The sequence below is a fragment of the Chryseobacterium sp. FR054 genome, assembly GCF_056844565.1.
The window spans coordinates 59,643-80,227 of sequence record NZ_JBXDSA010000008.1 but is presented as its reverse complement, the minus strand read 5'-3'; the positions used below and the strand labels follow the sequence as shown (position 1 = coordinate 80,227).

The following is a 20,585-nucleotide window of genomic DNA, read 5'->3' as shown; positions in this document are numbered from 1 at the left end:
AAAGATGCTTTTCATTTCAGCCCTTCAAATACTGTTCTCATCAGGATGCCAGAAGTCACGGATTTAAAAAATTCACAAAAAAGTGATTTGTATTTGTTTTATTCTTATTTTTGATAGGGATCAGCCAGTAATATAGGAAGAGCGGATTCATTTATTTTTTTATCTCATTGAGCATTAAAAACACCCAATTATATATATGTTTCACAACCACTTAATACAATATTATGAGAACAAAAATTTCACTTTTCGCGTTACTTATTGTATGTTTTTCCCTTTCCTTCGGGCAAAATACAAACAACAAAGCAGAATTTCAGAAAGATCACATTTATGTCTGCTTTTCAAAAGGCATTCTTTCGGAAAAAGCAGCATTCAGTAAAAACCCTGAGCTGGAAAGATTTGCCACAGCCAACCAGATTTCATTTGCGTATGATCTAGGGTTCAGTGATCAGAAACTTGAAGAAATGATGAGAGACAGCAAAGCCAACGGACATTCGGGTGAATCTGTTGAAAAACTGAAACGGATATTCAGAGCTGAGCTTCCTCTGCAAAATGAAGTAAACACGGAAAAGCTGATCCGGACGCTTGAAAAATTTCCGGAAATAGAATACGTTTCTGTGATGAGCGGTACTCCTGTTGAGCCGCCTTTGGTAAAAATATACACTGTTACCCCCGATCTGGAAAGCCAGCAGACGTACCTCAACGATAATCCGGGAATTAATGCAAAATATGCATGGTCCAGAGGGATTACCGGGCAGAACATCCGCATCCGTGATGTAGAATACGGTTTTCATAAAACCCACGAAATGCTTTCCGCCCAGGCCTTCATACAGCTGGAGCCGGGATATACCCCAAACTCAGGGCTATCAGGTAATAATTATATGGATCACGGAACTGCCGTAGTAAGCATTATGGGTTCTGCAAAAGACAATATCGGGCTATCCGGAGCAGCATACGGTGCTTCCGAAATAAAAGGTTACCTGGAATGGACGACTTTGGGGTACAACAGAGCTTCGGCGGTAAGCAGGTCTATCAGTGCCTCCCAGGCAGGCGACATTATACTGTACGAAATGCAGACCGGCGGAAAAGACGGTTACTGTCCGGCAGAATACGACAGCGTTATCTGGGATATGACAAAAGCAGCCACAGATTCCGGCATCATTATCATTGCAGCAGCAGGAAACGGAAACCAGGATCTGGATGATCCTTTTTATGCCGCTTACCGGGCCAGAGGAAACAGCGGGGCGATTATTGTAGGGGCAGGTTCTCCCAATACCACTCATTCCAAACTCAGCTTCAGTACTTATGGAAGCAGGGTAGATGTGCAGGGCTGGGGAAGCAATGTACTGGCAGCGGGATACGGTTCTTACCAGAAATATGACAATGATAACAACAGAACTTATGCCTGGTTCAACGGAACAAGTTCTGCAACGCCTACCGTAGCCTCAGCCGCTGTTTTAATACAGTCTTTTTACCGCCAGAATACAGGGCAGTATTTAAGCCCGGCAGCCATGAAAAATCTATTGGTTTCCACAGGAATCCCTCAGGGCGGAACAGATACCAACAAGAAAATAGGACCGCTTCCCAATGTAAAAAATGCTATATTACAGCTAGAAGGAAGTCTGGCTGCTTCTGTGAAAAGTCCTCTTCCGCTGGAGGTAAAGATCTACCCTAATCCTGCCGGCAGCTATATTGCACTAAAAAGTAACGAAAGCAAAAAGCTTGATATAGAAATTATCAATATGCAGGGACGGTCTGTGATAAAAACTTCAGCCATGCAGGATGACAGAATTGATATTTCCGGTCTTCAGCCGGGACAGTACATCATCAACATTAACGACGGGCAACGACGGGTGATTGAGAAGCTCACAAAATTATAGGATTATACAAAAAACTCCTTTCAGGCATTCTGAAAGGAGTTTTTTAATCAGTGTGTATGATAAACTAATTCGCAGGAACACTGCTGAAATTAAGTGCAATTTTAATGTTCATATCAGAGCTGGTCTGATTTTTCAGTTCATAAACTGTTCTTACGGTAAGCCCTGAACTTTTTACGACCTCATCTAAGAATCCTGTATCATTGAGATCGAGATTCAGGCTGGAAGAATTCGCTGATATGTTGGAACGGGAAGCTACCAGTCTCTCTCCGGTTCCTCCTGATGATATATATACTTTGATGGTTTTGAAAGCACTCAGATTTCCTCCTGATGGAGAAACCACAGAAACTTTGGCATCAGAAATTCTTACGTCCTTGATTTTGGCATTGTTATTTCCTCCAAACCATGTCTGCACATTGGTCGCAGTAGAGGTTGAAGAAACTTCTTTATCAGCAGGTACTCCCGTAGAGACCAAAACATTGGCCGTATAAGGGAATGTATTCTGAACCAACGACTGCACTGTACCACAACTTACTGCTATCACAGAAACAGCTGCTGTCATTAAAAAGATATTTTTCATAATTTTAAACTTTAATGTTCAGGTTGCAGAAATTATACCAAAATGATTACAGCTACTCCACAGTTACGGTAAAACTGCCTTTGGTATTTCCTGAGGCCATATTACTTTTGCCAATGATGAGCCATACTTCACCTTTTTCCGGAATTTTATAGGTGATCTCTCTACCGAAAGGGCCGTCATAATCTCCGTTCGGCAGTCTGATCTGGTTAAAACGGATGTTAAAGTCCTTTTCATTGGTGGTGATCGTAGCCTTCAGATCTGATTTTTCATAATGTTTGAGTTTGAGGATAAGCTCCTGCCCTTCTTTTGTAAACTCCTCACCCAATGCAAAAGGAAGCTGTGACGTTTCGGCTGTTCTTATGATCTGACCGTTTTTCTCTTCTCTCATCATCCCTTTTCTGCCTCCCTCTCCTGTAACCGGAACATGATTCGCTCCCGAATCTTTATTTTTCATCACTGCGGAATCTGATTTCATCACAGAATCCGGCATTTCTGTAACCACGGCAGAATCTTTATCCTGTACAGTGGTTATTTTCGCTTCTTTTTTACACGAAAGAATGATCATTGGAATTAATAGCAGGCTCTTTTTCATAGTACTTTATTTTTGGCTGATGTATAAACTGCAGTTTAAACCCGGAAAAACAAACGTTCAATAATCTGGTTCTCCGGTCTGTATGATCTTTTCAATGCTAAAATTATTCCAATGATTTTTTAATGTATTATTTTTCAGGCTGCATGATTATTTCATCATCATTTTTTACCAGCTTAAATGTGAAATACATAAAATTAAGCAATATCCCCATTAAAACAGTGACTCCCCATGTCTTTGTATATTCCATAGGATAAATAAATCTTACGGCAATATCATTGAAAAGCCCAAACGGATTATTGAGTACATCCCAGCTGTTCCATCTTAGAAACCGTCCGAGATAAACCCCAAAACTGCTTATAAAAAGAAAGAAGACAACAATAGCATTGATTATATTCCTGCTGTAATACCGGGAAAGTCTTTTTTCTATATCACCGAGACTTATAAAGCCACAGACCAGCCCTGTCCACGCATAAGAAAGAATCACAATCAGGTCATACCAGACGGGAATAGTATTTCTTGCCTTCAGATGGAATAAATCTGTAAGGATATACGGTGAATTGGGAAAGAATAAAATCCATACTGCCACAATAAGAAACAAGGATATTTTACTTTTAATCCTGAAAGCCAAAATAAAGGTGGTAAGCAATAAAGGAATCCAGGCCAGGAACAGATTCCAGTTGAGAAATAAAAACACTTTTGTTTCGCTGATATAATACCGGAAAGCGGAAAGGCTGAAACAGAATAATGTCATGAATATAAGCAGCAGATTTATCCTGAAACGCGGAGATTCTATAAGTCTTTTCATGAGTTTATTATTTCAGGGTCTCGTAATACACGATTTTCGAAAGGAAAGGTCTTGATTTGCTATCCCTGATTTTATCCAGTACTTTCTTTCTGAGCTCAGGGTTATTTTTTTCATCCGCATATTTCAGCAGGGGTCTTTCACTGAAATTGATATTCCTGAAATGATAGTCTACAACAAAGTCTTTACGTTTCATATTCTGCGAGGTAATAAAACCGCCCCAGTTGATGTAGCTGCAGACCAGGATTGCTCCATAGAAATACCAGGCCATAGTATTGAAGAGGAATACATTTCTTTTTTGCATCCGGATTTTAATGAAAGTCATCGTAAGACCTGCCAGAGACAGCATCAGGAAAGCGAAAACACCCAGTCTTTTATAAGTGAACCCGTAACTGGCTATATATTCGTAGTTTTTCAGGGCGGCGGAGAGTACAAGAACCGCATTCAGAAATATCCAGACTTTGGCCAGAATCTTCATGAGTCTTGCTTTGGGATCAAAATTGAAACCGGATTTAAAGTAAAACATGATCACCAGAATCGCCATGATAATAGACATGATCACTGCATTCACCCTTTCATGGGTCTCTTCCGAAAGCTGTGAAGGACTCTTTGACACTTCATAAAACTGTTCGTAATTGTAGGTGATGATAAAAAAGACCAGTAAGATATTCAGTGAAAAGAAAGAAACTACTCCGCTGATCCTCTCGGCATCAAGATCCAGGAAAGAATAGGTGGATTTCTGGGGTTTCCTGTTCTCATCAAAATCATTGTCCAGCAGGTGATTCATCTTATAAACAGGTCTTTCTACCGTATAGTTCCAGTAATTGAATGCAATAAAAAAGCCTATGGCAGACAGGCACATAACCTGCCAGATATTCAGATCGAGTTCATAATCCCTGAAAAGTGCAGCAAAGTGATCACTTCCCACTGAATAGATCGCGAAAAAAACGGATAAAAATATCAAAGGGATAAGAACAAAAGCCAGGGTCTTCTGCCATGCGCCGGAAATATTTCTTTTCGGAAGCCATGCATCAAAGCTGAAGAACCGGAAAAAAAAGGTGATACAGTTGATGATAAAAACCGGAATCAGGAACAGCATCTTCAGTTTTCTGTTCCGAGACCGGAAATCGAGCATGAGAAGTGAACTTACAACCGCCAGAAACGAAGGAAAGTCTCCGTACCAGATAAAAGCAATACCGGACAGAATACCGGTAACAAAAAGTATCATGAATATCCTCGTTCTGTTCCGTTCCGGCGTTCTGAACAAAGTAAGTAAGGCATAGATAATACCGAGAATCCCCAGGTTCAGCCCGATATCCTGATCATAAAACAGGACAACAAACAAAGCGGCTGTAAGAAATATATAGTGATGTGTTTTCATTGTTGAAAAATTTAGAGATTAAAAATTACCAGTTAAAGACAATAAGGAGGTACACAGCTGCTACCGGAATATTAAGGAGAAGCAGCAATATGGAATTTCCTGAAGCCTTATGATCTGAAACATTCGTCAGAAATTCTATGAGCTCATATAACAGGACGATCAGATTGATGACCGCTGCGGTGACAACGTGATAAAATCCCAGTATGATCAGGAAATCTGCCCGGGTGATCAGGAAGCTGATAAAAATAAACGTCCCCGTTAAAAATGAAGTAAGAAAAACATTTCTGCCTAACGGACTGTATTTGATAGTCTTCATGGTTTGATCAGTTTAGTCAGTAAAGTACAACCGTTTCTTTCTGTTGGATATAATCTTTGAGGTGATCAAAATCCTGCCACAGCAGGCTTTCGAAATCCCAGTTGTAAAACGGCCTCATCCGCTGGCCTTTCCGGTAGGCTCTGAGGTACATTTTCAGATACTCCGGAAGGATCAGTGTTCCCAATACTACTGCGGCAAGAAGATGGGCATTAAGCTTTCCGTTTCCGAGGAGCAGATACTGCATGGCAATTTCATCTTCAAAATGGGTTCCGCAGCCTGTGATCAGATGGTGTACATCATGGTTTTCCATTTTCGGGATCATGGAGAATCCGTGTTTTTTATAGAACTCCCCCAGTTTCCTGCCTAAAGAGTCTTCTTTGAATTCCAGCAGCTGTTTTTCATTGAACTGCCACTGTCTTTTTTTCTTTTTAAAATAGGTTCTGTAAAGTTTCTGGGTTTTATCGTAGACAAAAAGCAAAAAGGCAACACGTATTTTTTTCATAGCTGATTATTTTAAATGATATTAATTCCGATAAAAGCATATACTACTGCAAGAGGAATATTGATGAGGAGTATTCCGATGGCCAGCAGGCAGGCTTTGATTTTTGAATGACAGATAAGCCCGTACACCAGCAGTGCGGATATTACTGCCAGGTTCAGTATGGATCCGAAAACAAGCAACATATAACCACCGGCCATAAAACGGTCATCCCTTGTGAACACATATCCGAAGAGGCATATATTTCCCAGCAGGAAGCACAGTCCGAACAGTACTCTGCCTATATTTATAATTTCATGGTTTTTCATAGTTTTATTTTAAATTTTATTGAAAAGTCAGCTGAATTCCGAGTATGATATACAGAAAAGCAAGCGGAACGTTGAGCAGAATCAAGCCGGCAGCTTTCAGACAGGCGTTCATTTTCCGTCTGTCGGCCGCTCCGTAAACCAGAAGCCCCGATATGATCAGCAGACTGATGAATACACTATAAAAGAAAATAATGATCCATGCTTCCATAAACCAGGTGCTTCCTGTGATAAAAAATCCGAAAAAGAACAGGCTTCCCAACAGGAAAAAAAGTCCAAAAACGGATTTTCCTATATTGATAATGTGATTATCTTTCATCCTGTCTTAAGCCTGGGTTAAGGTAAAAACCGTTATTTCCGGACGGACCATAAAACGAATCTGGAAAGAATGCCCTATTGCCCGGTTGATGTAAAGTCTTCTTCCATCCTGAAGATCGATCTCGCCGGAAACATACCTTCTGTTCTTTACCGGAAGAAGCGGGGTAATCACACCGGGAATCCGGCATTGCCCTCCATGAGTGTGTCCGCTCAAAATCCAGCCCTGATAGCCGTTCCAGATATTCATATCACAGGCATCGGGATTATGACAGAGCACGATGGAAGCCTGGGAAGGGTCATAATTTTTCATCACCTCAGAAAATCCGAAATTAGGGGACCACAGATCTTCAAAACCGATAAAATTCAGTCCGTGGTTTTGTTCACTTCTGTTTTTCAGCATGGTGATTCCGGAGTTTTCAAGAATTCTGCAGATACTTTCTGAGCATGGTATATCTTTCCAGTCTGTTCCGTAATCGTGATTTCCCAATATCCCGAAAGTGGCAAGGTTGCCGAGTACGGCATGTGCCATCACTTTTTTCAGATCCTCCTGTTCTTCTGCATTTCCGTGATTGACAAAATCTCCGGTATAAACTACAAAGTCAGGGTTGAAATGTTTAGCCTTCTGAAAAGACTCAATGAGAAAATTCCAGTCGAAACGGTTTCCGACATGAAGATCGGAGATCTGCATCAGTATTTTACCTTCCAGCGACTCCGGAAGGTGTTTAACCGGAAGCTTTCTCTGCACAAACTCTACCCAGAAAGGTTCTATCTGCCATGAGTACAGGGCAGGAAATGCTCCGATCACTGAAAGCTGCATCAGTCTTTTTATGAATTTTTTCCTTGTCATTGAGATCTGTAATATTTGAATGATATTTTCCGGTTTCTGAAGAGCGAATGCCATCAGAGAATCAGTTTCCTGCAAACGGGCTTCCGAAAATTCCCACGGCCAATTCACCCCAGATCAATGCAAGAGCCAATAAAATAGAAATGCAGATCAGGATTTTCCGGCCCTTATTTCTGATTTTGCTTCTTACAAGGTTGATCAGGAAAGCTGTGATAAAAAGCAAAATTCCCGCTATCATAAAATCTGAGGGCGACCAGTGAACCTCATCAGAAATGATATTCCCGAATAGCGGAATACACAGCAAAGCCGGCGGAAGGGCATAGATCGCAAATGTTGTTTGTTTTTGTGTCATCATATTATTTAATTTTATTTTATAAAGTACTTTGAATTGCAAAGTATAATTTCAAAAAAAATACAGGAATTATCTCCCCAATAATTTTTCCAGGGCATTCAGGTGCTCTGTGAAAGCCAGTCGCCCGCTCTGGGTTACCCTATAAGACGTTTTGGGCTTTTTGCCAACGAATTCTTTTTTCACTTCAATATATCCTGCTTTTTCCAGGGCGTTGCTATGGCTTGCCATATTCCCATCTGTGATTTCCAGCAGGGCCTTCATTTCAGAGAAATCAACCCAGTCATTCACCATCAGAACGGACATGATGCCCAATCTTACACGGCTTTCGAATTCTTTATTGAGCTGATTTATTTTGATCATTTTAATTTTATCTTATCTATTCTGAAATAGTCGTATAATGCGGGATCTACGGCTATTAATTCTTTTGTTTTCCTGTTTTTAATGATCACAAAATCATGATCTTTAAAAAACTCTGAGGTGAAATACTGATTGATATTTTCATTCAGAAAATAAATCTTTCCAACCACATGAACTGCTTCCCAATCATCACTTAATCCGCTTTTTTAAGCTTTTCCCGAACTGAAGATGCCATAAAAGCTGAATATCCTATACAATTGGCCTTTTTTGTTTTCAAAAGCAGACTGGGATCATTTTCACAGGGACCAAAACTGAATGCCAGTACGGATGAGGTCTGTTTCAGGCTGTTCTTAATCATCTCTTCTACTTCCCCGGCATCTTCATCATCTTTAAAGTTTTCACTTTCAAAGGGATGAAGTTTTCTCTCTTTGATCACTTCATAACTGAATAAACTGCTGAACAGAAAATTCCTGCCAAAAACAGCTGCAAAAATAACAATTAAAAACAGGATCCATTTCTTCACGATTATAATTTCTATTTTCCAGCTTATTTTTTTCTGAAAACTTTAAAAACAATCTTCTTCAAAAGGGATACTGCGCCTACACTTCCCATGAAAGACAAAATCCCTATCCAGATTGGCCACGTACCCATTATTTTACTTTTCCTGGCTGAATAGAAATCATAAGCATCTGTAAGCTCAGGTTTCTTATTTCCAATTGAAGTGCTCAGTTCTTTTTCGGTACTGAATTCTTTAACTTCACCGGTCTTTGTATCGTAAGAAAAATACTTGCCGTCAAGCATCTTTCCCAAGATCAGATTTCCGCTTTCTTCAATTTCTGATATTTCCGAAACCGGTAATTCCCCGTTTTCTTTTGCAACAGATGCCTGCTCGGGAATATCAATGAATAACAGCTGATGCTCATTTTTTAATGGTACGTACCATGCATCTCCGATTCCAACATCCACTTTCTTCTTATCTGCCACAATAGACATTCCAATAAATCCACAGATAAAAAAAGTATAAAAACCTGCAAAAGGGGCTATTATCGCCAATATCGTATTTCTGCTTTTTCCCTCCCTACTTGCAAAATAAGTAATGACCCCTCCTATTACTGCACAAATTAAGCTTAAAATAAAGAGTATGAAAAGATATATGAGTATGACAAAGCCTATTCCCATTATTTATACTTCTTATGCATGATTAATCCATATACAATATGCAGTACTCCAAAGCCAAATGCCCAGAATACCAATCCCCAGCCCAGGAAGAATAATGAAAACAGTCCTAAAATAATTTCAAGATATCCTAAATATTTTATGTCTGTGAGGGTATATCGCTCTGCGCTTACCAGTGCAATCCCGTAAAAGATCAGGGTAGCCGGAGCAATCCACACATACAGGTGATGGAAGATGAGTGCCAGACAAAAAATACCGCCAGCCACCAAAGGAACAGCAAAGGTTACCAACAGGCGTTTTGCTGTCGCATCCCAGATTTTAAGTCCTTTCTTTTTACTTTTATTGGCTGTAAAAACAGATCCGCTAACCACCGCTACTATCAGGATGACAAATCCGGTTATCACCAGTTCTTTCACCAGTTCCGGGCTGAAAAAATTCCTTTCGCCCTCAAAATAATCGATTCCTTCACGCTGAAGTACAAAAAATACATATCCAGCCCCGATTAAGGCTGCTAGTCCTGCAAATACACCGGACAAACCGCTCAGTGAAATAAACCGGGAAGACCGCTCCATCATGGAACGGATGTGGGACAGGTCTTCGTGATAATTTTTCGAATCCATAAAAAGAACTTTGAATTACAAAGTTATAATTTATTTTGATCCTGCAAAACATTTTTTAGAAAAAGTGTAAAGAGTAAATCTGTTCGACAATACATAACCAATAAAAAAGCCGCTGAATACATCAACGGCCGTATTTTTGGAAAAGCTGATTTTTACTTAGCTCTTAGTCTTTCCTTAATGGCTTCAATATTTTTCTTGGCAGAATCTTCCAGAATAAGGCTCGCGCTCATATGAATTCTGGCGGGCATCAGTTCACTGAAATGATCTGTTCCTTCCCATGATACTTTTTTGATGAGTGCTAAAGCATCACTGCTTCTGGAAGCCAGAGTCTGCAGGAATTTCTCAAGTTTTTCGTCCATTTCTGCAATGCTGTCTGAAACGGAGTGGTAAATATTATGCTGTTCTGCCCATGCTGCCGATCTGAAATCCGCATCAATAGCCATTGCTGAAAACTGTGATTTCCCGATCTTTCTTTCCACATAAGGGCCGATGACAAAAGGTCCGATCCCCAGGTTGATCTCCGTTAATGCTAACGCAGAATCTTTTGTAGCAAAACAATAATCAGCTCCACACGCTATTCCTACTCCTCCACCGGTTGTTTTTCCCTGAACTCTTACTACGACAATCTTTCCGCAGTTTCTCATCGCATTAAGCACTTTGGCAAATCCTCCGAAAAATTTTGTGGAAGCTTCCAGTTCTTCAATGGCAAGAAGCTCATCAAAGCTTGCTCCCGCACAGAATGCTTTTTCGCCTTCGCTTTTTACCAAAATAGCTTTTACTTCATCTTTTGCGCCTTCATCCAGAATGGTCTGGGCCAGTTTTTCAAGAATGGCTCCCGGAAGTGAATTGCTTTTAGGGGTTCCAAAAGTAATTTCGGCGATATTATTTTTAATTTCTGATGCTACAAATTCGTTCATTTTTATTTTAAATTGGATTCTTACAAAAATACTAAATACTGGTCTTTCAGAGAAAATAATCCTTTACAAATTGTTGTTTTTGTTACCGCTCCGGAACAATATAAATTCTTTTCCTCTTCAAAAAATTACGTATAAATACGTAGTCCTCAATTTGGTATTTTCTACGCTAGTCTTGCTTTCCGGGAAATCGTTCCTTTGGCCTATCAAAACAACTGATCAACTGAGGCGGAATCCGAAAAGCCCTATACGAGTAGGAAATTTAATCACTGAAAACTATTTATTATGGACGAGTACATTGGAATCGTAAAATTATTTGCCGGAAATTTCGCACCCAGAGGCTGGATGTTCTGTGACGGGAGCTTATTGAGAATCTCACAAAACAGTGCTTTGTTTTCAATTTTGGGAACCACTTACGGAGGAAACGGAATTGATACTTTCGCTTTACCTAATCTGAAAGGACGTATGGCCATCGGAGCAGGAACGGTGAACTCTAATGAAAATTATCCTTTGGGAGTTCAGGCAGGAACGACTCAGAATACACTTTTATCAGCCAATCTTCCAAGCATAGGAGGAGGTTTTCAGCTGAGAGTAAAAAATCAGAATGCCAACAGTGCAACTCCTACGGCCACCTCTGCACTTGCTATTTCAGGAATTCCAAACGGGAGAAACTTTGACCCGGTACCAAGTTTTATTGATGCTGATCCGGATACGACTATTAATACAAAGTCTATTATGTTCACCGGGCAGAATATTCCTGTGAATAATATGCCTCCATATCTCGGACTGAACTATATCATCTGTGTTGAAGGAATATACCCTTCCCGCAGTTAATATTCAATCAAAAATCTAATATTTAATACAAAAATCATGAAAAGCACTACCTTTTTAACAATATGTAGCCTGCTCATTTCAATTCTTTCATTTGGGCAGACCAGTACAGAATCTTTTGAAACGGAATCTTCTGGAAGCACTACTTTTACAGATAATGGCGTAGTTTTTAAAATTAACTCGCATGTATCTATTTTTAATGTTGTAAATTTCCCCAATACGGGATGGTCTGGTACAGCTAATGATAACAGATACATTGATAATACGTCTAATGTAAGCCCGGCCAATCCGTCATTCAGTATCAAGACAACCTCCAATCTGTTTAAAGTAAACAGGTTTTGGGTATATACTGCTGATAAGTTAAGCAATCAGAATGCCACAGGAACACTCACTGTAACCGGAAAACTAAGTGGTGTCACTAAATTTTCCACCATAAAAAACGGGAATTTTGCCACATCACTGGGTACAACGAACGGATATACCCTGATTGATATGACCAATCTGAACGGCCAGAACTATTCCAATATTGTTATTGATGAACTGCAACTCACCCTTGGCGGAAACTATTACTACATGGGGGTTGATGCATTCACCTGGGTAAAAGACAGCAATATTGTCCTGGCCACCAATGAAACCAAAGCCACCCAGAAAGGGATCAGTATCTCCCCTAACCCAACCGACGGACTGGTTTCCATTGAAACGGAAAAGGATATGAAAGCTGAGGTTTACAGTATGGAAGGAAAACTGATGAAGACTATGGATATTAAGAAAGGTACTCAAAAAGCTGATCTTTCAGAATTTCCAAGCGGAACATATATCATTAAAACTCCGTCCGGATCTTCTAAGGTCATCAAAAAATAACATTTTTTCATAAGCCGTTGGGCTATAAAGATTCTAATTCATAAGTGATAAATCCCCTGGAATGTCCGGGGGAATTTTTTATCTGGTCCATTTATGAAGGTGCTCTATTCTTGCATCCGTTTTCAGGAGAGCCTTAAATCTTAACTTTAAGAGAATCTTACGCCCTTCGATGGTTCTGGTAAAAAGCAGTTCTGATTTTCCAATTTTCCCGCTCCATATTCTGGCAAAAAAATCTGCACTCTTTTTATTTTTCGCGAAAACTTCGGGTACAGGATAGTACATTTCTTTTTTTGTGAAGAAAAACCGGGTTTGCTGTTTCAGCAGGTACTTTGGATTATCCACTTTTGAAAGCACCTCCTGAAGCACCTGAATGAATTGTGATTTTTCATAATAAGTGCCTCCTTTCAGATAACAGAATACATCTTTATCTTTATTGCCGGAACTTATCACCTTCATCTTTTCAGGATCTGTGGTAATAATCCTTTGATGCACTAAGCCCTCCAAAACGGTTTCCCCGATAAGACCTATCTGCTTCCCCGTGTTTTTATATTTCATGTACTGCTGCAAGGCACGATAAAACTTTCTGCCATACCTTATGATTCCCCCCACTCCTAATATAAAAGTAATCCAGAGAAAGGCTTTCATAGAATTGATGGAATCTGCATTTTCAAGTATTCCCAGCAGAAGATCTTTTCCAAAAAGCAAAACGGATGAAATCAGAACCCCGGAAAGATCACTTATCATGGTTTTTACATAGTTCATTTTCATATCCTGAATTTCCTTCATATCCGCAGATGGGACTTTGATTTCTTCAATGAGGATATTTCCCTTATCTAAAGCTTCTTTCCAACGTGCCGACTGTTCTTTTCTGTTTCCGGCTCTCGAAAATATTTCTTCATTAACCGCTGAGATGTATTCCGGTCTTTCAATAGATCCCAGATGAAGCCTGTCAAAATTATTTTCAATGGTGGGTTCTTCTTTACTGGAAATTCCCACAAAGGTTTTAAATCTCTTTTTCACGATATTCAGGTCCTGTCCTCCATCTTCGCTTTGAGGGTCAAAACATATAAGATGCCATATATTTCCGCTTTTACCGGGATTATCTTTATCCACTCTTATTACCCGTCCTCTCATCTGATTAGACAGAACGAAAGAACTCACAAAACTGGCTAGGATTAAAGTATTCATTTTAGGGGCATCCCAGCCTTCTCCCAGCAAAGATTTGGTCCCGATAAGAATATGGATCCCACCTGATTGAAAAACCTCAGTCACGATGTGTACAATATCGTGTTTGACCTGTTCGCTAAGATTGATCCGGATATATTCCGGGTCATAGGTAATTTGTGAAAATGAGATTCCGGAGATTCCTTTCTTAAGGCACAAAGTATCTATCTGATCTTTTGCAGAAACCGGAATGATAACCAGGCTTCCTGTAAGAACACCTATTTTTTTATTCTGAATATTTTCTCTTCTCAGTTTCTCAAAAATGGGCACTGCTCCAATTTTGTCCAGCAGAAGATTGTTTTCCGCGCCGCTGCTAAGGTATTCCTTTTTTATAAAATCGGTAAGGATAACCATTCGCAGCTCTTCTTTCAGGATTGAAAACTCAAAGTCCGCTATATCTTTAATACCCTGAAGTTTTCCGATACTGGAATTCAGGATCTGGCTTAACTGTTTATTATTATTAAAAAAACTTATAGTCTTTTTCTCAAAAAATCCCTGCCGTTTGAGTCTGTTTCCAAGTGTAGTGCGGTGTTCTTCTTCTTTTTTAAAATTAATTTCATCTACAATTAAATAAAAATCGAGCAGTTCTTCGAGCCAGAAAAAGTCAAATTCCGGAATATATTTCTGGTGATCTCCTATGATTTCAAAATGGATTTCAGGGATTTCTTTCTGTCTGAAATGCATATATACAAGTCCGGAAGTATAGGACGATATATTGTCATAGATCCAGTCCAGATATTTCAGCGGATTCAGATAAACAGGGTGATGCTCCAAAGCATTCAAAAGAATATCATCAGTACTGATTTCTTTAAAAAAAGCGGCTGCCCGGGTATGATAATGTTCTATTTCCTGCTGTTCTTCATAAGACGGCAGTGTAAAACAGACCAGATCCTGATGCGGACAGAGATCTCCTTCTATCATCAGTTCAGGAACAGAAATTTCCGCATCAACAGGCCCGTTCAGCTGGATATATTTCTGCCATTCGAGACCCGAAACATCAAAAGGCGGTGTTGCAGTAAGGGAAACTATGGCAGGCTCAATCTTCGATTTCAGCTCCATTAAGCTTCTCCACCAGGCACTTTTCAGATGGTGGGCTTCATCAAAAATAAAGGTTTCCACGTTCTGTTTTTTTAGTTTTTCAATGATCTCTGCCAATGAAACTCTTGATGATTTTTTACCGGTATCCTCTTCATCATCCACATAGCCGGATGCGGCATGAATTCCCTGGTAGGTGGTTACAGTGATAAGTCCCGGGTTTTTAATATCTCCGGATATCCAGTCCGGAACCGTTTCCGTATCCAGGAAAAGTTCGCAGAATCTCTGTATCCATTGATTTTTCACAGCTAAAGTGGGGGCAACGATCAGAGTGGGTCTGTTAAGTCTCAGCATAATTTCCAGCCCCAGCACCGTTTTGCCTGAGCCGGGTGGTGCAGTCACGTGAAGGTGGCCGTTATGAAGATATTCCTCCATATTATTGAGAAAATTCTTCTGATAGGTACGCCAGGTGTACTTAAATTTTGCTTCCGCAGGAAAAATGGTCATAGGTTATTAGATTTAGCAGAAAATCATAAAGCCGGCATTTAGTTTTTTAACGCCAGAATATATTTGTCGATGTACAGTTGTTTTTCTTTGGATTTATACTGCTGGATATAGCGGGGATGCTCCAGAACGGTCATTTTCCCGAACAGTCCGGCTTCTTTATTGAGTTTTGAAATGAACTCCGCATTTTTTTTGCCCAGGATAAACACCTCTGAAGTATCCAGATGAAGACTGATATGTTTTTGCAATGAATCGATCATAAAATCTTTTACTGACTCAAACAAGGCTTTGTCGTCATAATAATTGGCATTCAGCCAGCCGTTTTTGGTCTTCCGGACGATTGCCAGCGGAAACGGTGAGTTGATATAAATATCTTTGTAAAACCGCTCCGGACCGCCATAATCTGCAATCATGTCATAAATGAAAACAGAGGACACCTCATGGGTATTTGCCGACTTCATGGTTATACCGCAGACTGATTCCAGCCGTTTGGTATCGGTAAACGGCACTCCCGTAACGCCCGCTCCATGCCTGCCCGGATTGATCCCGATGATGAATTTCCTTTGCAATGAATCGTTGTAATATTTATGGTAAAACTCTTTCATCACCACCATAGTTTCCGGGTTATCCAGGTACGGATTCAATACCTGAAATCCCTCGGGAAGCTTTCCGGAAAACTTCAGATTTTCATTAAATTCAATAACCTTACCGGCAAAAGTCTTACTCATAAATTTATTTCAAAAACACTAAATTATCCGGCGGCACATCAGAATCGTCATCCTTCTCTTCATCTTCTCCGGAGAATTCCAGTTCAATATCTATAAAATGAATATAAAGTCCACAGATTTTTTCCTGAGCATCATAAGCAAAATAAACAGGATATAGGCCATCTCCAAAACCGCTTGCAAACATCGGAATCTGATAGTCTGTTCCCGGAACCGTCCAGTTGATCCAGTCTCCCAGCTCTCTCTGATTCTCAGGATGATCATGATGGCTTTTTGCAAACAGCCCGGCAAAATAATCGTCATAAATATTATCTACATCGAGTTCTTCAATAAACTTATCCACAAAAGGAACCACTTCCGCATCGGTAATACACCCCAATCCTGCATCTACTGCAAATCCGAAATAATCTCCTTCATGAATTCCCTCAAGATTTTCTGCTCCGGTTAACGCTTCCCTGTAAATCACAGGCTCTTCTTTTGTAAACGCCACTTTTACAACCGCATAACGGTCTCCCCATTCTTCCAGTTTGGCTACCGCTATTTTTACGGGAAAATCTCCTTTCGGAACTTCAACAGTATAAGGGCTTTCATTTCCGTTTAAATAAACCAATGGATCTCTTACGATTACTTTTCCGGAAGGTAATGATACATTTCCTATATCCATCACTTCTATTTTCCGTTCCATTATTTCGCCTGAAGTAAAATACCTTTCTATATCTACGGGAGATACAAGGATATTTTTTACCTGCTCCCATTGTTTCATCCAGCTTTCATTCATTATTTTGGTGTTGTTTGGGTTTGAAATCTAAAAATACAATTTATTTGGCCGAACGCCAATTCCCCGCAGATTTTTAATCTGTTAGCTGCGTATATAATTTTATAAAAATGATTTTGAAGTCTTATTTTTCATTAATTTTGTTTTTATCAGAATGCAACGTTCTGATATTAAAACAAATAACCTATGATCGGAATCATTGCTGAATTAATTATTTCCTGGCTTTTGCTTTGGTTTATTGTGAAAAAAAATCTGAGTGTTCTGGGATTTAAACCTTCCCGAAACAGGATTATCCAGCTATTTGCAGGAATACTCCTGGCGGCCATCTGTTGTATTATTTATCACGTAACGTCTAAAATCTCAGCCAATAACAGCTGGGAGCTGAATCAACAGATTTCATTCCGGGCACTACTGCCGGGATTATGGTGGGTTTTAAAGTCGGTGTTGTTTGAAGAACTTATTTTCAGGGGCGCTCTGCTGTATATTGCCATAGAGAAATTAGGAATAAAGAAAGCATGCTTGTTCTCCGCAATCTGTTTTGGAGTTTATCACTGGTTTTCTTACAATGCTTTCGGCAATCCTTTTCAAATGGCCATTATTTTTGTAATGACTGCTGTTTTCGGGTATATGCTCGCTTATGCTTTTGCCGTAACAAAATCACTTTATCTGCCAATCGGACTTCATCTCGGATGGAACCTTTTCAATATCATCGTGTTTTCCAATGGGCCGCTGGGGAATCAGATCCTGATAAAAGCCAATGAAAATAAACCTGAGGGGATTTTATCTTTGGTTATTTTCCTGTTTCAGATTTTTGGGCTGCCTCTTCTGGCTTTCTGGTATCTGCGATATTTAAAAGCAAAAGATGAAATGGAGCATAAAAAGTTGTAAGAACTAGCTTAGATGTTTTATATTTTTTCGAAACGCAAAGACTTCAATTTTGAAACTGTTGATTTTAGGGTGCAAAGAGTGGAATCAACGGAGTTGATTCGATGAAGCGGACGTATAATTAGCCAGCAAGTGGCATAACTTTGTGGTTTAAAGAAATATAAAAATCTGCTGAATCTGCCAGATCAGCGAGCAAAATAAAATACATCTGTAAAATTTTCTTCAACGCAAAAAATACGCAAAAGAATGCATAAAACAAAACAGCAGTCCGATAGGAACGAACTGCTGTTTTTATCAGATATTCTGTTGGAATTAAATCAATCCGAATTGTTCAAAATGATGGGTAAAATGTTTTTTGTGCATCAGTTCCCACATTTCCTTGTTGAGTTTTCCGAAGACAAAATTCATATGTTCAGCCTGAGGATTTTCTCTGTAATAAACAGTAAATCTCTTCATTGTTTCGATGAAAGATTCTTTTGCTTTTTCCAGGCTCTTATGAGCAGGTTCCGGAAGGGAGCCGTCCTGCGGAAGGAAAGGAGCGGTAAAATCTTTCGGCATTTTTCTATGGGTGTATAGTGAATCCTGCCATTTTTCAAGATGTTCTTCCGGAGTGAAACATTTTTCGGCTTCCGGTTCTCCCAAGCTTACCAAAACACCCTGTTCCAGATGCTCGATCATCTGCTGTGGAGACATTTTACCCCATAATGCCGGAGTATTTTCCGTTAAACCGTTCAGGATTTTCTGAAGATTCTTCACATTCAGATCGATGAAAGGAGACTGTTTCGCCACCAATGTAAGAATGGTTGCCACACAAACGATCTCGTCTCTCTGGTTCACGACTTCTACCAGCCATTTAACGACTCCTGAAGGGATATTTCTTCCTTTTACCCCTCTGTTGATTTTTTCTTTTGCCGTAAGGTATACGGTGATGGTATCTCCGGCATATACCGGTTTGAAGAAACTGCAGTCTTCCAGTCCGTAGTTGGCAATAACCGGACCTTTTTTACCGGAAACAAACAGTCCTGCCGCCGCGGAAAGGATGAAATATCCGTGGGCTACGGTTTTATCGAAAATAGTTCCTGTTAAACTTGTAGCATCGGTATGGGCATAGAAATGATCCCATGAAACGTTGGAGAAGTTCACAATGTCGGCTTCTGTAACTGTTCTTCCAGCTGTTTCCAGGGAGTCTCCTACTTCTACTTCTTCAAAGTATTTCCGGAACGGATGTTTGTCTGAGAATTTCTTTTCTGCTCCCTGCTGATAAATTTTGGTAATGGCTTTCAGTACGTCCGGAGACCCCTGAATGGCTGTTTTCTGTAAGAAGAAGTGAAGGCCGTTCAGCCCGCCCATTTCTTCGCCTCCACCGGCTCTTCCCGGACCTCCATGCATAAGTGTAGGAAGTGGCGAGCCGTGACCGGTACTTTCTTTGGCACTGTCTCTGTTCAGTACAAAGATTCTGCCGTGCTGGGAAGCCATTTTCCATGAAGTTTCTGCAATAAAGTTCTCATCGTGAGAGATGATAGATCCTACCAGACTTCCTTTGCCTCTTTTTGCCAGGGCTGCCGCTTCTTCTGCATCTCTGTACGGCATCAGCGTGGAAACAGGTCCGAAAGCTTCTACATCATGAGAGATATTTTTCTCAAACGGCTTATCGTTCAGGAAGAGTTTCGGGCTCATGAATGCTCCTTTTTCGTAATCGGCATCTACCAGCTCATGTTTTCCATCGTATACCAGTTCTGTTTCTGCTTTCAGCATATTTACTTTTCTCAGTACCTCATCATACTGTTGTTTTCCTACTAATGAACCCATTCTGGTTTCTCTGCTCAGCGGGCTTCCGATTTTGGTCTGATCCAGGGCTTTAGATAAAGCATTCTGAACGTCTCCGATCAAATGTTCAGGAACGATAATTCTTCTGATTGCCGTACATTTCTGTCCTGCTTTGGTGGTCATTTCGTTGCGTACTTCCTTGATGAACAGGTCGAATTCAGGAGTTCCCGGCTTTGCATCCAATCCGAGGATGGAACAGTTCAGAGAATCTGCTTCCATATTGAAACGGACTGCATTTCCTGCCACTGAAGGCAGTGATTTCAGTTTTCTACCTGTGGATGCAGATCCTGTAAACAAAACGGAATCTCCGTCCTGAACATAATCAAGGATATTTCCCGGTTCTCCGCACACCAGCTGTATGGCTCCTTCCGGAAGAATACCGCTTTCGATCATATCCTGGAATACTGCATTGGTAAGGTATGAACCGAATGGGGAGGGCTTAACGATGGAAGGAACTCCTGCCAGCAATGAAGTGGACAGTTTTTCCAGCATTCCCCACACGGGAAAGTTGTAAGCGTTGATCTGTACGGATACTCCTTCACTCGGTGTAAGGATATGGGTTCCCAGGAAAGTTCCGTTAGCAGAAATTTTCTGAGTATCTCCATCCACCCAGAACGGTGTATTCGGAAGCATTCTCTTGGCCAGCCCTGAATAGGTGAAGAAAGTTCCGAAACCTCCTTCAATATCCACCCATGAATCTACATGAGTAGCTCCTGTTTTGTAGGAAAGGTCATAATATTTTTTCTTTCTTTCTAAAAGGTAAAGGGCGACTTTCTTCAGCATTTCTCCTCTGTCGTAGAAGGTCATGGAAGAAAGGTTTCTGTATCCTACTGTTCTTCCATAGTCCAGGGCCTGTTCAAAATTAAGTCCTTCGGTATCTGAAACAGCGACCTGCTCACCGGTAACGGCATTGTATAAGGGAACTCCGTTTCCGGCACCTTCTATCCATTCGCCGTAGATATAGTTTTTCAGTTTTTCCATATGATTT

Annotated in this window: 23 protein-coding genes; 4 read left to right on the top strand and 19 right to left on the bottom strand. The window is 40.3% G+C overall.

Features of this window, described 5'->3' with window-relative positions:
• Positions 1–224 precede the first annotated feature (224 nt).
• The gene (locus AC106S_RS23280; RefSeq protein WP_482442313.1) at positions 225–1,877 is read left to right on the top strand and encodes a S8 family serine peptidase; all 1,653 of its coding nucleotides are present in this window, start codon (positions 225–227) and stop codon (positions 1,875–1,877) included.
• A gap of 64 nt (positions 1,878–1,941) precedes the next feature.
• Here AC106S_RS23280 and AC106S_RS23275 read toward each other — a convergent pair whose 3' ends face one another.
• The 15 genes from AC106S_RS23275 to AC106S_RS23205 all read right to left on the bottom strand — a co-directional run bounded on the left by AC106S_RS23275 (position 1,942) and on the right by AC106S_RS23205 (position 10,933).
• Positions 1,942–2,454, bottom strand: a complete 513-nt coding sequence (locus AC106S_RS23275; protein WP_482442311.1) for a hypothetical protein — start codon at positions 2,452–2,454, stop codon at positions 1,942–1,944.
• 52 nt (positions 2,455–2,506) lie between these two features.
• A complete protein-coding gene (locus tag AC106S_RS23270; RefSeq protein ID WP_482442309.1) occupies positions 2,507–3,046 on the bottom strand; it encodes a hypothetical protein in 540 nt (179 codons plus the stop codon).
• 127 nt (positions 3,047–3,173) lie between these two features.
• Positions 3,174–3,851 carry a DUF1361 domain-containing protein gene (locus tag AC106S_RS23265; RefSeq protein WP_482442308.1) on the bottom strand — a complete coding sequence of 226 codons (678 nt, stop codon included), beginning with the start codon at positions 3,849–3,851 and terminating at the stop codon, positions 3,174–3,176.
• A 7-nt stretch (positions 3,852–3,858) separates the two neighbouring features.
• Positions 3,859–5,229: a DUF4153 domain-containing protein gene (locus AC106S_RS23260; RefSeq protein ID WP_482442306.1), complete on the bottom strand. Its 1,371-nt coding sequence runs from the start codon at positions 5,227–5,229 to the stop codon at positions 3,859–3,861.
• Between the two features lie 25 nt (positions 5,230–5,254).
• Positions 5,255–5,545, bottom strand: coding sequence for a hypothetical protein (locus tag AC106S_RS23255; protein WP_482442304.1), 291 nt, complete (start codon positions 5,543–5,545; stop codon positions 5,255–5,257).
• 16 nt (positions 5,546–5,561) lie between these two features.
• Positions 5,562–6,047, bottom strand: coding sequence for a Coq4 family protein (locus AC106S_RS23250; RefSeq protein WP_482442303.1), 486 nt, complete (start codon positions 6,045–6,047; stop codon positions 5,562–5,564).
• Positions 6,048–6,058: 11 nt separating this feature from the next.
• Complete coding sequence (locus AC106S_RS23245; protein ID WP_482442301.1) at positions 6,059–6,352, bottom strand: hypothetical protein; 294 nt, start codon at positions 6,350–6,352, stop codon at positions 6,059–6,061.
• Between the two features lie 16 nt (positions 6,353–6,368).
• Positions 6,369–6,668: a hypothetical protein gene (locus AC106S_RS23240; RefSeq protein ID WP_482442300.1), complete on the bottom strand. Its 300-nt coding sequence runs from the start codon at positions 6,666–6,668 to the stop codon at positions 6,369–6,371.
• Between the two features lie 6 nt (positions 6,669–6,674).
• The gene (locus AC106S_RS23235) at positions 6,675–7,514 is read right to left on the bottom strand and encodes a metallophosphoesterase (RefSeq protein WP_482442356.1); all 840 of its coding nucleotides are present in this window, start codon (positions 7,512–7,514) and stop codon (positions 6,675–6,677) included.
• A 61-nt stretch (positions 7,515–7,575) separates the two neighbouring features.
• Positions 7,576–7,866, bottom strand: a complete 291-nt coding sequence (locus AC106S_RS23230; protein WP_482442298.1) for a hypothetical protein — start codon at positions 7,864–7,866, stop codon at positions 7,576–7,578.
• A gap of 66 nt (positions 7,867–7,932) precedes the next feature.
• Positions 7,933–8,223, bottom strand: coding sequence for a winged helix-turn-helix domain-containing protein (locus AC106S_RS23225; RefSeq protein ID WP_153397903.1), 291 nt, complete (start codon positions 8,221–8,223; stop codon positions 7,933–7,935).
• A 190-nt stretch (positions 8,224–8,413) separates the two neighbouring features.
• On the bottom strand, positions 8,414–8,743 hold the full coding sequence (locus AC106S_RS23220) for a hypothetical protein (RefSeq protein ID WP_482442297.1): 330 nt from the start codon (positions 8,741–8,743) through the stop codon (positions 8,414–8,416).
• A 23-nt stretch (positions 8,744–8,766) separates the two neighbouring features.
• Positions 8,767–9,399 (bottom strand): hypothetical protein, encoded by a 633-nt coding sequence (locus AC106S_RS23215; protein WP_482442296.1) that lies wholly within the window; start codon positions 9,397–9,399, stop codon positions 8,767–8,769.
• Entirely contained in the window at positions 9,399–10,016 is a 618-nt protein-coding gene (locus AC106S_RS23210) for a hypothetical protein (RefSeq protein ID WP_482442294.1), read from the bottom strand. The genes AC106S_RS23215 and AC106S_RS23210 overlap by 1 nt, the downstream gene beginning before the upstream one ends.
• Positions 10,017–10,168: 152 nt before the next feature.
• Entirely contained in the window at positions 10,169–10,933 is a 765-nt protein-coding gene (locus tag AC106S_RS23205; RefSeq protein ID WP_482442293.1) for an enoyl-CoA hydratase/isomerase family protein, read from the bottom strand.
• A 282-nt stretch (positions 10,934–11,215) separates the two neighbouring features.
• On the opposite strand from AC106S_RS23205, the gene AC106S_RS23200 reads away from it, so the two are divergent.
• On the top strand, positions 11,216–11,764 hold the full coding sequence (locus tag AC106S_RS23200) for a phage tail protein (RefSeq protein WP_482442292.1): 549 nt from the start codon (positions 11,216–11,218) through the stop codon (positions 11,762–11,764).
• A 36-nt stretch (positions 11,765–11,800) separates the two neighbouring features.
• On the top strand, positions 11,801–12,622 hold the full coding sequence (locus AC106S_RS23195; protein WP_482442290.1) for a T9SS type A sorting domain-containing protein: 822 nt from the start codon (positions 11,801–11,803) through the stop codon (positions 12,620–12,622).
• A gap of 78 nt (positions 12,623–12,700) precedes the next feature.
• Here the strand turns inward: AC106S_RS23195 and AC106S_RS23190 are convergent, their stop codons facing one another.
• Genes AC106S_RS23190 through AC106S_RS23180 form a run of 3 tightly spaced genes read right to left on the bottom strand, consistent with a single transcriptional unit; the run spans position 12,701 to position 16,888 of the window.
• Positions 12,701–15,388 carry a DEAD/DEAH box helicase family protein gene (locus AC106S_RS23190; protein WP_482442288.1) on the bottom strand — a complete coding sequence of 896 codons (2,688 nt, stop codon included), beginning with the start codon at positions 15,386–15,388 and terminating at the stop codon, positions 12,701–12,703.
• A 38-nt stretch (positions 15,389–15,426) separates the two neighbouring features.
• Entirely contained in the window at positions 15,427–16,113 is a 687-nt protein-coding gene (locus AC106S_RS23185; RefSeq protein ID WP_482442286.1) for an SMUG2 DNA glycosylase family protein, read from the bottom strand.
• 4 nt (positions 16,114–16,117) lie between these two features.
• On the bottom strand, positions 16,118–16,888 hold the full coding sequence (locus AC106S_RS23180) for a DUF4241 domain-containing protein (RefSeq protein ID WP_482442284.1): 771 nt from the start codon (positions 16,886–16,888) through the stop codon (positions 16,118–16,120).
• Positions 16,889–17,071: 183 nt separating this feature from the next.
• On the opposite strand from AC106S_RS23180, the gene AC106S_RS23175 reads away from it, so the two are divergent.
• Positions 17,072–17,773 carry a CPBP family intramembrane glutamic endopeptidase gene (locus AC106S_RS23175; RefSeq protein WP_482442282.1) on the top strand — a complete coding sequence of 234 codons (702 nt, stop codon included), beginning with the start codon at positions 17,072–17,074 and terminating at the stop codon, positions 17,771–17,773.
• A gap of 309 nt (positions 17,774–18,082) precedes the next feature.
• Here the strand turns inward: AC106S_RS23175 and paaZ are convergent, their stop codons facing one another.
• The gene (paaZ, locus tag AC106S_RS23170) at positions 18,083–20,578 is read right to left on the bottom strand and encodes a phenylacetic acid degradation bifunctional protein PaaZ (protein WP_482442281.1); all 2,496 of its coding nucleotides are present in this window, start codon (positions 20,576–20,578) and stop codon (positions 18,083–18,085) included.
• Positions 20,579–20,585: the final 7 nt, after the last annotated feature.

Coding starts and splice junctions, on each gene's coding strand:
- AC106S_RS23280 (WP_482442313.1), top strand. CDS start 225: ATGAGAACAAAAATTTCACTTTTCGCGTTACTTATTGTATGTTTTTCC.
- AC106S_RS23275 (WP_482442311.1), bottom strand. CDS start 2,454: ATGAAAAATATCTTTTTAATGACAGCAGCTGTTTCTGTGATAGCAGTA.
- AC106S_RS23270 (WP_482442309.1), bottom strand. CDS start 3,046: ATGAAAAAGAGCCTGCTATTAATTCCAATGATCATTCTTTCGTGTAAA.
- AC106S_RS23265 (WP_482442308.1), bottom strand. CDS start 3,851: ATGAAAAGACTTATAGAATCTCCGCGTTTCAGGATAAATCTGCTGCTT.
- AC106S_RS23260 (WP_482442306.1), bottom strand. CDS start 5,229: ATGAAAACACATCACTATATATTTCTTACAGCCGCTTTGTTTGTTGTC.
- AC106S_RS23255 (WP_482442304.1), bottom strand. CDS start 5,545: ATGAAGACTATCAAATACAGTCCGTTAGGCAGAAATGTTTTTCTTACT.
- AC106S_RS23250 (WP_482442303.1), bottom strand. CDS start 6,047: ATGAAAAAAATACGTGTTGCCTTTTTGCTTTTTGTCTACGATAAAACC.
- AC106S_RS23245 (WP_482442301.1), bottom strand. CDS start 6,352: ATGAAAAACCATGAAATTATAAATATAGGCAGAGTACTGTTCGGACTG.
- AC106S_RS23240 (WP_482442300.1), bottom strand. CDS start 6,668: ATGAAAGATAATCACATTATCAATATAGGAAAATCCGTTTTTGGACTT.
- AC106S_RS23235 (WP_482442356.1), bottom strand. CDS start 7,514: ATGACAAGGAAAAAATTCATAAAAAGACTGATGCAGCTTTCAGTGATC.
- AC106S_RS23230 (WP_482442298.1), bottom strand. CDS start 7,866: ATGATGACACAAAAACAAACAACATTTGCGATCTATGCCCTTCCGCCG.
- AC106S_RS23225 (WP_153397903.1), bottom strand. CDS start 8,223: ATGATCAAAATAAATCAGCTCAATAAAGAATTCGAAAGCCGTGTAAGA.
- AC106S_RS23215 (WP_482442296.1), bottom strand. CDS start 9,399: ATGGGAATAGGCTTTGTCATACTCATATATCTTTTCATACTCTTTATT.
- AC106S_RS23210 (WP_482442294.1), bottom strand. CDS start 10,016: ATGGATTCGAAAAATTATCACGAAGACCTGTCCCACATCCGTTCCATG.
- AC106S_RS23205 (WP_482442293.1), bottom strand. CDS start 10,933: ATGAACGAATTTGTAGCATCAGAAATTAAAAATAATATCGCCGAAATT.
- AC106S_RS23200 (WP_482442292.1), top strand. CDS start 11,216: ATGGACGAGTACATTGGAATCGTAAAATTATTTGCCGGAAATTTCGCA.
- AC106S_RS23195 (WP_482442290.1), top strand. CDS start 11,801: ATGAAAAGCACTACCTTTTTAACAATATGTAGCCTGCTCATTTCAATT.
- AC106S_RS23190 (WP_482442288.1), bottom strand. CDS start 15,388: ATGACCATTTTTCCTGCGGAAGCAAAATTTAAGTACACCTGGCGTACC.
- AC106S_RS23185 (WP_482442286.1), bottom strand. CDS start 16,113: ATGAGTAAGACTTTTGCCGGTAAGGTTATTGAATTTAATGAAAATCTG.
- AC106S_RS23180 (WP_482442284.1), bottom strand. CDS start 16,888: ATGAATGAAAGCTGGATGAAACAATGGGAGCAGGTAAAAAATATCCTT.
- AC106S_RS23175 (WP_482442282.1), top strand. CDS start 17,072: ATGATCGGAATCATTGCTGAATTAATTATTTCCTGGCTTTTGCTTTGG.
- paaZ (WP_482442281.1), bottom strand. CDS start 20,578: ATGGAAAAACTGAAAAACTATATCTACGGCGAATGGATAGAAGGTGCC.